The organism is Corynebacterium pygosceleis, from assembly GCF_016595275.2.
In the GTDB taxonomy this organism is placed as follows: Bacteria; Actinomycetota; Actinomycetes; order Mycobacteriales; family Mycobacteriaceae; genus Corynebacterium; species Corynebacterium pygosceleis.
This window is the reverse complement of the sequence record NZ_JAENIQ020000002.1, coordinates 636,926-649,835: the sequence shown is the minus strand read 5'-3', so window position 1 is coordinate 649,835 and position 12,910 is coordinate 636,926. Positions and strand designations below refer to the sequence as shown.

The window sequence follows — 12,910 nt, the reverse complement described above, 5'->3', positions numbered from 1 at the left end:
GACACGCCGTGAAGGTGACCATCGAAGCCGACGGGGGATCCCGGGGCAATCCCGGTATCGCCGGCAGCGGCACCCTGATCCTCGATGGACGGGGAGAGACGATCCTCCGCAGGGTCTCGGAGTACGTCGGGAAGACGACGAACAACGTCGCGGAGTACCGGGGACTCATCAACGGTCTCGTCGCGGCGCGTGAGCTCGGTGCCACGCACGTCGAGGTGCGGCTGGACTCGAAACTCGTCGTCGAGCAGATGTCCGGTCGCTGGAAGGTCAAGCACCCCGACATGAAGAAACTCGCCGTCGAGGCACGGGACCTGGCGGCCGGGTTCGAGGAGATCAACTACACCTGGATTCCCCGCCGGAAGAACAGCCGGGCCGATGAACTGGCGAACCTCGCGATGGACGCCGGTGCCGGCGGTGCGGAACCGGGGAAGATCGATCTCGGGGAGCGCTCCGGCGACATGCCGGTCGCCGCCGTACCCGCGGCCCCCGACGGGGGAGACACCACCGCCGTTCCCGCTGCGCCGACCTCCTGGAACGGGGCGACGACCCGGCCGACCCGGATGATCCTGCTCCGCCACGGGCAGACGGAGATGTCCGCACAGCGGCGCTACTCCGGCCGCAGCAACCCGGCACTCACCTCCGTCGGACGGAAACAGGCGGAACGTGCCGCCGCGATGCTCGCCGCAAGGGGAGGCATCGACGCCATCGTGTCCTCGCCGCTCGCCCGTACCCGGGAGACCGCGGAGGCGTGCGCCACCGCACTCGGGATGACCGTCGACATCCTCGACGATCTCACGGAACTCGATTTCGGTGCCTGGGACGGACTGACCTTCGGCCAGGCCCGTGAGGCGGACCCGGAGCTGCACGCGAAATGGATGGGGGACACCTCGGCCTCGCCGCCCGGCGGGGAGTCACTCCAGGCGGCGTACCGCCGCATCAAACGCGCGAAAAAGAACATCGTGGACACCTACGGTGAGGCGAATGTCCTCGTCGTCAGCCACGTCACCCCGATCAAGGGGATGCTCCGGCTCGCCCTGGACGCAGGGCCCGGGATCTTCCACCGCATGCATCTCGATCTCGCGTCGGTGTCGGTCGCGGAATTCTACGCGGACGGTCCGACGACCGTGCGACTCGTCAACGAGACCGCCCACCTGCGGTGATGCCGGCGGAAACCGGCCGTCTCCTGCGCCGGTGCCGCGACACGGTACAGTGACGGGTGCGAATGAGCCGACCGGGCGGTCGCGGCCGGTGAAACGGCGGGCGGGTTCACCCTGTCCGCGCTGACACCGCGCCGAGGAAAGTCCGGACTCCACAGTGGCAGGGTGGTTGTCAACGGCAACCCAGGGTGACCTGCGGGACAGTGCCACAGAAAACAAACCGCCCCGCGCTCCCGGGAAACCGGGCGCACGGGGTAAGGGTGAAACGGTGCGGTAAGAGCGCACCAGCACCGCAGGTGACTGCGGTGGCTAGGTAAACCCCACCCGGAGCAAGGTAAGAGGGCGCACCGCCCGGTCCCCACGGACCGGGCCGGTGTGCCTGCGCGGACGTTCGAGGGCTGCCCGCCCGAGTTCGCGGGTCAACCGCTCGAGGCGCCCAGTGATGGTGCGTCCAGATGGATGGCCGCCGCCGTGCCCGTCAGACGGCGCGGTACAGAATCCGGCTTACAGGTCGACTCATTCGCCCCATTCTTCCCGGGCCGGTGACCGCGCCCGCGGGGTGCGTCACCCGGCCGTCGCCGGTCCTCCCCGGTTGTTTCGCTGTCCACGGGAGCGCGGTGTGCCACAATCGGTGCACATGAGACTCTATGCGGCAGCCCTCGATTTCAGTGGTATCGCCGAGGAATTCGGGATCGTCCGTGGCTTCGACGACGACGTCAACCGGGAGGCGGCCGCCGCCACCGACCGCCACGCGGCGCAACGGGTCGACCGGCGCGACATCGAGCTGGTCACCATCGACCCGGAAGGGTCCATGGATCTCGACCAGGCTGTGTGCATTCTCCCCGACGGGGACGGATACCTGGTCCACTACGCCATCGCGGATGTCGCGGCCTTCGTCGACCCCGATGGTGCGGTCGCGGCGGAGTCGCTGCGCAGGGGCCAGACGATCTACCTTCCGGATGGTCCGGCGCGCCTGCATCCCCCGGTACTGTCCGAGGGATCGGCGAGCCTGCTCCCCGCCGTCGACAGGCCCGCCGTCCTCTGGAGCATGCGGCTCGACGCCCGTGGTGAGGTCACCGGATACGACCTCACGCGTGCACTCGTCCGCAGCCGGGCGAGATTCAATTACGTCGAGGCCACCGGGGACATGGAGAAAGGGACGCTGCACCCGTCGATCCGGCTCCTCCCCGAGGTGGGTGAACTGCGTTCCCGGACAGCGCTGCGCAGACGGGCGGTGTCTCTGAGCACCCCCGCCCAGAGCGTGGAGAGACAGGACGACGGACGCTATCGACTGGACATCGAGCCGCGTCTGGCCATGATGGACCACAACTCCGAGATCTCCCTGCTCACCGGCATGGTGGCCGGACAGATCATGGCGTCGGCCGGCGTCGGGATCCTACGGACCCTCACCCCCGCCGACCCCGCCGATCTCTGGGAGTTCGCCGCCGAGGTCGCGGCACTCGGGCACAGCTACGACCCGGACGAGCCCATCGGCACCTTCCTCGACGGTATCGACGCCACCGGTCCCCGGGGCATGGCGGTCATGCGTGAAGCCCAGAAACTGCTGCGCGGCGCAGGCTACGAACTTCTCACCGGTGAAGACGGTGAAACCATCCCGGAGGAGTACACGCACGCCGGCGTCGGTGGGTACTACGCGCACGTCACCGCCCCGTTGCGGCGGCTCGTCGACCGCTACGCCACAGAATTCTGTCTGGCGGTGCACAACGGTGAAGCGGTTCCGGACTGGGCGGAGGACGGTGCCCCGGACGTCGTCGGGACGATGCACCGGACGGCACCGCTCGCGGGCGGCGTGGACCGTGCGTGCCTCAACCTCGCGGAGGCCACCGTCCTCGAGCCCTGGGTGGGGGAGACCTTCCGCGCAGTCGTGCTCGCGACCTCGGAGAGCTCCGACAGTGCACGGATCTTCATCTCCGAGCCCCCGGTGGTGGCCCGGTGCTCCGGTGCCCCGGACCAGGGGACCCGTGTCACCGTGCGGCTCGACGGTGTCGACGTCACGAGACGTGAGGTCTCCTTCAGCTGGATCCGCTGACGGTGCGGCCGGCCCCGGTCACATCCAGTTGTCCGGATCGTCGTCGACGGTGGCGGGACCGCCCCCCGACAGAGGGATGACCAGCAGTCCGTCGTCGGCGAGCCGCAGTGCCGCATCATCGGCGTCGCATCCGCCGTCGGCGGGGAACCAGGCGATCACCGCATCGGAGGCCCCGGCGTGCGCCGCCCTGGCCACCGCGGCGCCCCGGCTCAGGCACAACCGCACCAGGGCTTCGGTCCCGGCACCGAGACCGAAGGCCGCGCACGTCTGGGACTGGGACCGCGCCAGCCTGTCGAGCGCCTCTGATGTTCTCCGGGACCGCAGGAACGCCGCACAATCGGCCGCCCGGCGGGTTTCCGAGGTGAGGAACCCCATCCACCCCGAGGCCTCGGCGACCGCGGGTTGACCGTCTCCCCCCTTCACCTCGTGCACGGTCTCCAACCAGTCGATCACCCTCTCCTCCGCGTCCGGCAGAAGCCGGAGGGACTCCACCCCGTAGATCCGGGACGCGAGCGTGATGAACTCTTCCCGGCGCCGGAGTTCAGGAACCCGGTCGTCCGGGGAACCGGGGACCGGCCGGGGCACGGTGATTAGGTAGGGACGATGACTCAGGGGCGCGGGGGAGGGGGCGTGTGTGACGGATCCGTCGGCGTAGTCGATGACGGAGAGGACCTGTTCGGTTCCGCCCCGCAGCGCCGTCGTGTGCCGGGCCCGCAGCGGGGGAGTGTCACCGAACAACGCGGCGGCCTGTGTACAGATGTCGGCCACCCGGGCCCGCAACGGCGGATCCGGGTGATGCCCGGAGAGATCCGCGAGTCCGAGAGCGAACGCCGCTTCAGCCGCAGCCCGGCCCCCCAGTCCACAGCCCGGGGGGATGTCGGAGACCACCGTGACGTCGAATCCGGGGATCTCCCGGCTGATCAGCTGACGGTGGATCATCATCCAGGCGACACCACCGAGCCGGTTGGCCCAGTCGTCGGTGCCGGCCCGGAGCGGTGACGGTGGATTCTCCCCGCCGGGAGTGTCCTGCGCGGCCTGGTGCCGGTTCGCGTGTGCCGCGAGATCCTCCATCGTCGTGGATGCCGTGACGGTCACCGTCTCCCCGTCGACGCCGGGACGCAGGACGCGGACCCGTACCGCGTCATCCGGACGGCGGGACGCGGTGACGACGACCCGTCGGGCCGACACCCCGGTCAGCACGATCCCGCCGTAGACGTCGGTGTGCTCACCGATCACGGAGAAGGTGGCGGGCGCCACGGCGACGAGCCCGGGGTCACGGCCGTAGACGGCCCGGTGCTCCCCGAGCGCGGTCTCACGGACGTCGTTTCCGGCGATCGGCCACATCAGACTGGTCAAGAACTCGGCTCCTCGGATCGGTGACGGACAGTCCCACTGTAGTCCGCCGCACCGGTGCCGGTGCGGGACGGGGAACCGTTCGCGCAACGGCCCCGGTGTCGTGCCGGTAGCCTGGCGACCGTGGCACCGACGGGCGACGCCTGTCACCGGAACCGGGACAGCCGGTACCGGTCATCCGCCGAACAGATGCGAGGAGTACACCGACCATGGACCCCGTGACCCCCGACGACCAGAAGTGGTACTACAACCCGGAGACCGGTGAGGTGCTGGCAGGCAAACAGGGCAGCTGGACCAACCGCATGGGGCCCTACGATTCCGAGGATGAGGCCCGCCACGCCATGGACACGGCGAAGCAGCGCAACCGCGAAGCGGACGCCCTCGACAGGGAGGACGACTCCTGGGGGGCGGCACCCTCCTGGGGGAGCGGCGCGGACAGCTGAGCGGCCCAGGGGAGGAGGCTCAGTGCTTCCTCCCCTTCTTCCCGGACGTGTCCCCGGCCTTCCGTCGGTTCTTCCTCCGCTGGTTGTCCAGCTCCGAATAGGCGTCGACGACGGCATCCATCGTTTTCCGGTAACCGGCCAGCGCGTCGTCACCGTTGTTCAGTTCCCGTTGGTAGAGCAGGCCGTGGAGGAAGGTGTCCGTTCCGTCTCCGGCGGCCCGTGCCTGCTCCGCCTTGGCCAGGAGAATGTCACGTGAGGTGACGGCGTCCTGGAAGTCACCCAGGACCGACTGCATCCTGCCGCAGGCCTTGTACAGGTGCTTCGTCTTCAACCCGGTGGCGGCACCGACCGCTTCGGCCGAGTAGCGCAGCTTCTTCGCCGCCTTGCGGATCCGGTGGATGTTCTCCTCCCGCTCCCGCAGGGGAACGGAGCGGTCCTCCCAGACGGCCATCGCGTGATCGTGCCGGGTGAGCAGTTTCCTGTACGCGTGACCGAGACGGTCCAGCAGAACCTCGGCGGTCGTGTCCCCGGTCTCCCCCGGATCCTTCTCCCCCGCGTCCGTGACGGTGTCCCGCCGGAACGGCGGGTCGGCGAGCAGCTCCTCCAACTCGGCCAGCAGACGCAGATACCCGGGGGAGTTCAGGTACTCCACCACCCGTGCGTGCGCGTCGCGGTAGTCGGCACGGACCGAATCGACGAGCGCCGCAGCCGACGCGGGGGAGACGATCCCCGACTGCTCGCCGGCGGTGAGATCCCGGAAGCGTTCGGCGACGACCTCGGCGTCGCGGGCGGTGCCCAGCACAGCCGCCAGCTCCCGGAGGCCGCGCGCGGTGTCCCGGTAACTGTCACCGTCCATGACCCCGTCGAAGGTCTCGAGATGACTGCGCAGCTCACGTGTGGCGACCCGCATCTGATGCACCGAGTCCCACTCGTCCCGCCGGACCCTGGGGTCGTGGTCCAGCAACCTGCGGTAGTTGTACTCCAGCGCCGACAGCACACCGGCTTCCGTCGACCCCGGGGCCGGTTCCGCGACGCCCGGCGGATGCGGAGCGTCGTCGATGGAGTCCCCCAGCGCGGCCACCAGCTTCGAGGGACTTTCGGAGGGACCGGCACCGGCGGTACCGAACAGTTCGGCCGCGGATTCGATCAGGGTCACTCCGGCGTCGGTCCCGGCGTAGTCACCCGAGAGCTCGATCTCCCATTCCCGCCACGTTGTCCGTTCACCCCCCGGGAGCAGCGACCAGGCGGTGACATGGTCATCACAGAACTCGGCGCACACCGTCCCCGAGGAATCCACGAGCACCGACCCGTGACGTTCGTTGTCCACCCTGGCGATCGGGATGAGCGGAAGGTCGCGGACGATCGCCCGCACGGGGTCGATGAGTGCCCGGGGGACGGCGTTCACATCCCCGTCGGTCAGCTCGTGGTGAAGCTCCCTGCGGCCACCGTCACCCGGTAGTTTCGCGTGCCATCCGGCATCCGTCCCACCGGTCCGCCGCCGCAGGGTGATCCTCGAGCGGGTGAGGCGGAGATCCCCCGTGTCGTAGTAGACGGCGGACAGTTCATGGACCGTGGTCCCGGTGACCGCGGACACCGTCGGAATCCCGGTGAGGTCGGGTACCTCCGTGCCGTCGGTGACGGCGAACTTCGCTTCGACCTCAAAGAACTCGCTAGTGGGCATGAGACCGTTTCTACCAGCTTTATCTCCCCTGCACAGAGGCCCGGGCCGAGTGGGGGAGGCGCAGATCAGCTGCCCGTCGCGGACCCGTCGGCGAAACGATCCGTCGCAGCCACGAGCGCGCGGGAGATCTCCCTCTCCATCTGTGAGTGCCCCGACGCGGGACAGATCGTCAGATCGGCCTCCGGCCACGCACGGTGCAGGTCCCATGCGCTCCTGACGGGACACACGACGTCGTACCTGCCCTGGACGATCACGGCCGGAATGTGGCGGATCCGGTCGATGTTCGTCTTCTCCAGCAGCTGTCCGTCCCGCAGGAACGCACCGTGCATGAAGTAGTGGTTCTCGATCCGGGCGAAAGCGAGGGCGTAGTCGTCCGACAGACCGTCGTCGACACCCGGTGGAACCCTCAGCGTCGACGTCGACTTCTCCCAGGTCGTCCACGCCCGTGCCGCACGGAGTGCCGTGGACCGGTCGGTGCAGGACAGCAGACGGTGGTACTCGGCGATCAGGTCGAGGCCCGCGACGTCACCGCCGTGAGCCTGCCTGACGGGATCGAGATACCCCTCCCACAGATCGGGGAAGATGTGGTCCGCCCCGCCGTTGTAGAACCAGTCGAGTTCACTGCGACGCAGCAGGAACACGCCCCGCAGGACCAGTTCCCGTACCCGCTCCGGGTGGGTCTGCGCGTACGCCAGCGACAGCGTCGACCCCCACGAGCCCCCGAACACCTGCCAGCTCTCCACGCCGAGGTGCTCACGCAGTTTCTCCATGTCGGAGATGAGGTGCGCCGTGGTGTTCGTCTCCAGCGCCCGGACGGTGTCGGTCCCGGGATCGGCCAGGTGCGGGGTGGAACGTCCGCAGCCGCGTTGGTCGAACATGATCACCCGGTAGCGCCCCGGATCGAAGAACCGCGCCGCAGCGGGATCACCGGCTCCACCGGGACCACCGTGCACCACCACGACCGGGCGACCCTCCGGATTGCCGTGGACCCCGTAGTGGATCAGCTGCCCGTCACCGACATCGAGACGGCCACTGTCGTGTGCGTCGGTCTGGGGGTGGAGTTCTGTCGGCACGGAATGCCCTCCTCGCGGTGTCGTCGGATGGCGTCCCGCCGGGAGAGGGCGGATGCGCCGGGTGGCCGGCGAGTATACCCCTGACCCGGTCGGTCACGGACCGCTACAGTTGGATGTCATGAACAGTCAACAGGAATTCGTCCTGCGCACCGTGGAAGAGCGGGAGATCCGCTTCGTCAGGCTCTGGTTCACCGATGTCCTCGGTTACCTGAAGTCCGTGGCGGTCGCGCCGGCGGAGCTCGAGACCGCGTTCGCGGACGGCATCGGGTTCGACGGTTCCGCCATCGAGGGTTTCTCCCGCGTCAGCGAGGCGGACACCATCGCCAGACCGGATCCCTCGACGTTCCAGGTTCTCCCGTTCGACCGGGATGAACCGTCCCCGAGGCAGGCCCGGATGTTCTGTGACATCACGATGCCCGACGGCCAGCCGTCCTGGGCCGATCCCCGTCAGGTTCTGCGCCGCCAGATGACCGCGGCCGCCGATGAGGGATTCGTGTGCAACATCCACCCCGAGATCGAGTTCTTCCTGGTCAAATCCCTCGACACGGACGGTCAGCCGCCGGTTCCGACGGACAACGGCGGATACTTCGACCAGGCCGTCCACGACGACGCCCCGAACTTCCGGCGGGACGCCATCGAGGCCCTGGAATACATGGGCATCTCCGTCGAGTTCTCCCACCACGAGACCGCGCCGGGACAGCAGGAGATCGATCTCCGTTACGCCGACGCGTTGACGATGAGCGACAACATCATGAGCTTCCGGTACCTCATCAAGCAGGTCGCGCTGCTCAACAACGTGCGTGCGACGTTCATGCCGAAACCCTTCACCGACCACGCCGGTTCCGGCATGCACACACACATGTCCCTGTTCGAGGGCGACTCGAACGCGTTCCACGATCCGGATGACCCGTACAACCTGTCGCGGACCGCCCGGAGTTTCATCGCGGGCATCATCGAGCACGCCCCGGAGGTCTCCGCGGTGACCAACCAGTGGGTGAACTCCTACAAGCGGATCGTCTTCGGATCCGAGGCCCCCACCGCCGCGACGTGGGGACTGTCCAACCGGTCCGCGCTGATCCGGGTGCCGAACTACCGGCCCGGCAACGTCGACTCCCGTCGGATCGAGGTCCGTAACCTCGACTCCGGCTGCAATCCCTACCTCGCGTACTCGGTTCTGCTCGCCGCGGGTCTCAAGGGGATCCGCGAGGGGTATGAACTCGGTGAACCGGCCGAGGACGACATCTCCTCGCTGACCCGCCGTGAGCGCCGCGCCCTGGGATACAAGGATCTGCCCACCTCGCTCGACCAGGCACTGCGGTTGATGGAACAGTCCGAGCTCGTCGCCGAGACCCTCGGAGAGCACGTTTTCGAGTTCTTCCTGCGCAACAAGTGGCGGGAATGGCACGACTACCAGGCCCAGATCACGCAGTGGGAGCTGCGCACCAACCTCGACTACTGACCGCCGACGTCTCCGGGGTCGGGGAACGGCCCCCAGGGAGGACCATCCGCCAGATGAAGCACGCCCGATCCACCCGCAGAACACTGCCCACCCCCGCAGGCCTCAGCCTCAACGGCCCCGGGGCCGCGCGGGACCTCGACTGGCTCGGATGGATGAACCCGGAATCCGTCGACCTTCTCTGGGCCCTGTCCGGCGCAGGCGACCCGGACCTCGCCCTGAACTCCCTGGTCCGACTCATGGAGGCACTCGACGCCGCCGACGGGGTCCCGAAGGGGGAGACGGGTGAATCGCGTCGCGAACTCGACCGGCAGCTGCGCGCGGACATCCCGCTCCGGGTGAGGCTGATCTCCCTGCTCGGTGCCTCCACCGCACTCGGCGACCACCTCGTCGCCAACCCGGAGCTGTGGACGCTCCTCGCGAAGCCTGCGCCGGACCGCGCGGAGATGATGCAGGCGATGCTCGGCTGCGTGGACGCCACCCCCGCGACGTTCGATCTCCCCGACGGGGAGGAAGCCGACGACGCCGCCAATGACTATCTCTCGGCGGCGGGAACCTACCGGGCGGGGAAGGGCGGGACCGACGCCGAACAGGAACTGCGCCGCACCTACCGGACACTGCTCATGCGGATAGCGGCACACGATCTCGCCGGCACCTATCCCGAGTCACCCCGCCGGGTCGGGCAGCCCGAGGTCCCCTTCACCGTCGTCGCGGGGCTGCTCACCGATCTCGCCGACGCCGCCCTGACCGCAGCCCTCGCCGTCGCGGTCAGGGGAGTCTACGGGGACAGGCCCCTCGACGCCCGTATCACCGTCATGGCGATGGGCAAGTGCGGGGCCCGCGAACTGAACTACATCTCCGACGTCGACGTCATCTTCATCGCCGAACCCGCGCACAGTCGCGCGACAAGGCTCGCCGGTGAGTTCATCCGCATCGGCTGCCGCGCCTTCTTCGAGGTCGACGCCGCACTGCGTCCGGAGGGCAAACACGGTGCCCTCGTCCGCACCCTCGACTCCCACATCGCCTACTACCGGCGCTGGGCCCACACCTGGGAGTTCCAGGCACTGCTCAAGGCACGCCCGATGACCGGCGACCGGGGGCTGGCCTACTCCTACCTCGACGCACTCAACCCGATGGTGTGGGACGCCAGCCGCCGGGAGAGCTTCGTCGATGACGTCCAGGCGATGCGCCGCCGGGTGATCGACAACGTTCCGGAGAACCTCAGGGACAGGGAACTCAAACTGGGTCGTGGTGGACTCCGGGACGTCGAGTTCGCGGTCCAACTCCTCCAGATGGTGCACGGCAGATCGGATGAGACGCTGCGGGTGACCTCCACCGTCGACGCCCTCGGAGCCCTCATCGAGGCGGGCTACATCGGCCGCGAGGACGGGCAGACACTGATCGGTGCCTACGAGTTCATGCGGCTGCTCGAGCACAGGCTCCAGCTGCAGCGGGTCCGGCGCACCCACACGATGCCCGAACCGGACGATGAGGCGGCACTGCGCTGGCTCGCCCGCACCTCCGGTATCCGCGGATCCGGGCACACCTCACTTCCCGCCGCCATGCTCGAGGAACACCGCCGGGTCGTCCGCCAGATCTCCTCACTGCACGCCAAGCTGTTCTACCGCCCGCTGCTGAACTCGGTGGTGAACCTCCCCGTCGAGACCCTCCGGCTGTCCGCTGAATCGGCGAAACTGCAGTTGGCGGCCCTGCGTTACCAGTTCCCCGACCGGGCGTACGAGCATCTTCAGGCCCTGGCGTCCGGGGGGTCACGGCGGGCGAAGATCCAGGCGATGCTGCTGCCCACCCTCATGGAATGGCTGTCGACCACCGCCGACCCCGACGCCGGCCTCCTGAACTACCGGAAACTGTCGGAGGCCGCGACGGAGAAGCAGTGGTTCCTGCGCATGCTCCGGGACGAGGGGATCGTCGGGCAACGGCTGATGCGGATTCTCGGGAATTCGCCGTACGTCTCCGACCTGATCCTCTCGACCCCGGACACGGTCAAACGACTCGGTGACGGGGCGAACGGGCCGAAACTGCTGGACACGAACCCCGACACGGTGTCGAAGTCCCTCGTCAGCGCAGCCTGCCGCCACGCCAACCCCGATAAAGCCATCGCCACCGCCCGGTCCCTCCGTCGCGCAGAACTCGCCCGGGTGGCGGCGGCGGATCTCCTCGGCATGATGGACGTCAAGGAGGTCTGCCGCAGCCTGTCCCTCGTCTGGGACGCGGTGCTGGAGGCCGCACTGCGGGTCGAGGTGGCCGCGGCGGAGGCGAACTCCGTCGACGGCCCCCTCGCCCGTATCGCCGTGATCGGGATGGGACGGCTCGGCGGATCCGAACTCGGCTACGGATCCGACGCGGACGTGATGTTCGTGTGCGAACCGGCGGACGGTGTCAGTGACTCCGAGGCGGTCAAGTGGTCCATAGGCATCTGTGACCGGCTACGACGACGCCTGTCGAAACCGAGCGACGACCCGCCGCTAGAGGTGGACCTGGGACTCCGTCCGGAGGGGCGCTCCGGGGCGATCGTCCGCACCATCGGATCGTACGAGAAGTACTACGAGAAATGGGGTGAGACCTGGGAGATCCAGGCACTTCTCCGTGCAGCCGCCATCGCCGGTGACAGTGACGTCGGCGAACGGTTCCTCACCACCGTCGACAGGTTCCGGTATCCGCCGGAGGGCATCGGCGCGGACACCGTCCGGGAGGTCCGCCGCATGAAGGCCCGCGTCGACAATGAACGGCTGCCCCGTGGCGCGGACCGGAAGACGCACACCAAGCTCGGACGTGGGGCGCTGACCGACATCGAGTGGACCGTCCAGCTGCTCACGATGCTCCACGCACACGAGGTCCCCGAACTGCACAACACCTCCACCCTGGAGGTGCTCGACCTCATCGGGGAACACGGCATCCTCGACGAGGTGAAGGTGGACCGACTCCGTACCGCATGGCTGACGGCCACCCGGGCCCGCAACGCCCTCGTCCTGGTGCGCGGGAAACGGACCGACCAGCTCCCGCCCGCCGGGCCGCAACTGGCTCAGGTCGCCGGGGCCGCAGGCTGGGAACCGAGCCGCTACCAGGAGTTCCTCGAGTACTACCTCAAGGTCACGCGCAGGGCCAGGCAGGTCGTCGACGAGGTTTTCTGGGGTGAACCGACCTTCGAGCCGTAGATGATCCGGTGTACCGGGACCCCGGTGGACACGGCGACGGACCCCGTCGTCGCCGGCATGATCAGCGGATCGACGATCAACACCGCTCTCACCGATCTGCTGAAACTCCGCGGGCCCCAGCCTCCGGCCGGCAGATACAGGGAGCGGATGTCGGTGAAAACGACCGTCGCCCCCCGAGACGTAGCCGTCAGTTCCGTGACGGTCGCCGTGGACAGTAGGAGCGTCAATGACGTGGACATCAGGCGCAGATGGCGGCGACCACCCGGTAGACGTGGATCAGGGTCGTGCTTCGTTCCGGCAGGGGGCCACGGGCGTCCTTTCCGTCGCATCCATCCGTGACCGGAGAAAATCCCGTGGAACGCGGGGAACCGTCGACCGCCTCCGGTCCTGTCCGGACGACGGGGAATCGGGGTTGAGGCGGTGCAGCAGTTCCGCGTCAAATCGGTCGAGGCTCACCTTTCGGTGTGCCGCGTGTCCCCGTTCACCGGCGAACAGGACACTCCCCGGTCAGGTGACGGGAC

At 68.4% G+C, this 12,910-nt stretch carries 8 protein-coding genes and 1 other RNA gene; 6 read left to right on the top strand and 3 right to left on the bottom strand.

The features are described 5' to 3' along the window. The first annotated feature begins 8 nt into the window (after positions 1 to 8). The 3 genes from JIM94_RS06140 to JIM94_RS06130 all read left to right on the top strand — a co-directional run bounded on the left by JIM94_RS06140 (position 9) and on the right by JIM94_RS06130 (position 3,207). Positions 9 to 1,160, top strand: coding sequence for a bifunctional RNase H/acid phosphatase (locus JIM94_RS06140; protein WP_200253063.1), 1,152 nt, complete (start codon positions 9 to 11; stop codon positions 1,158 to 1,160). A 63-nt stretch (positions 1,161 to 1,223) separates the two neighbouring features. Then, positions 1,224 to 1,680, top strand: an RNA gene (rnpB, locus tag JIM94_RS06135) — RNase P RNA component class A. Positions 1,681 to 1,794: 114 nt separating this feature from the next. After that, positions 1,795 to 3,207 (top strand): RNB domain-containing ribonuclease, encoded by a 1,413-nt coding sequence (locus tag JIM94_RS06130; RefSeq protein WP_200253061.1) that lies wholly within the window; start codon positions 1,795 to 1,797, stop codon positions 3,205 to 3,207. 18 nt (positions 3,208 to 3,225) lie between these two features. On the opposite strand, the gene JIM94_RS06125 is transcribed toward JIM94_RS06130, so the two are convergent. After that, positions 3,226 to 4,563, bottom strand: coding sequence for a galactokinase family protein (locus JIM94_RS06125; protein ID WP_200253059.1), 1,338 nt, complete (start codon positions 4,561 to 4,563; stop codon positions 3,226 to 3,228). Positions 4,564 to 4,769: 206 nt separating this feature from the next. Here JIM94_RS06125 and JIM94_RS06120 point away from each other — a divergent pair, with 206 nt between their 5' ends. Further along, positions 4,770 to 5,003, top strand: a complete 234-nt coding sequence (locus JIM94_RS06120) for a hypothetical protein (RefSeq protein ID WP_200253057.1) — start codon at positions 4,770 to 4,772, stop codon at positions 5,001 to 5,003. 19 nt (positions 5,004 to 5,022) lie between these two features. Here the strand turns inward: JIM94_RS06120 and JIM94_RS06115 are convergent, their stop codons facing one another. Continuing rightward, positions 5,023 to 6,684 carry a CYTH and CHAD domain-containing protein gene (locus JIM94_RS06115; RefSeq protein ID WP_200253055.1) on the bottom strand — a complete coding sequence of 554 codons (1,662 nt, stop codon included), beginning with the start codon at positions 6,682 to 6,684 and terminating at the stop codon, positions 5,023 to 5,025. Positions 6,685 to 6,749: 65 nt separating this feature from the next. After that, positions 6,750 to 7,757 (bottom strand): prolyl aminopeptidase, encoded by a 1,008-nt coding sequence (pip, locus tag JIM94_RS06110; RefSeq protein ID WP_200253053.1) that lies wholly within the window; start codon positions 7,755 to 7,757, stop codon positions 6,750 to 6,752. A 118-nt stretch (positions 7,758 to 7,875) separates the two neighbouring features. Between pip and JIM94_RS06105 the strand changes: the two genes are divergently transcribed. Continuing rightward, positions 7,876 to 9,216, top strand: coding sequence for a glutamine synthetase family protein (locus JIM94_RS06105; protein WP_200253051.1), 1,341 nt, complete (start codon positions 7,876 to 7,878; stop codon positions 9,214 to 9,216). A gap of 53 nt (positions 9,217 to 9,269) precedes the next feature. Next, the gene (locus JIM94_RS06100) at positions 9,270 to 12,389 is read left to right on the top strand and encodes a bifunctional [glutamine synthetase] adenylyltransferase/[glutamine synthetase]-adenylyl-L-tyrosine phosphorylase (protein ID WP_200253049.1); all 3,120 of its coding nucleotides are present in this window, start codon (positions 9,270 to 9,272) and stop codon (positions 12,387 to 12,389) included. Positions 12,390 to 12,910: the final 521 nt, after the last annotated feature.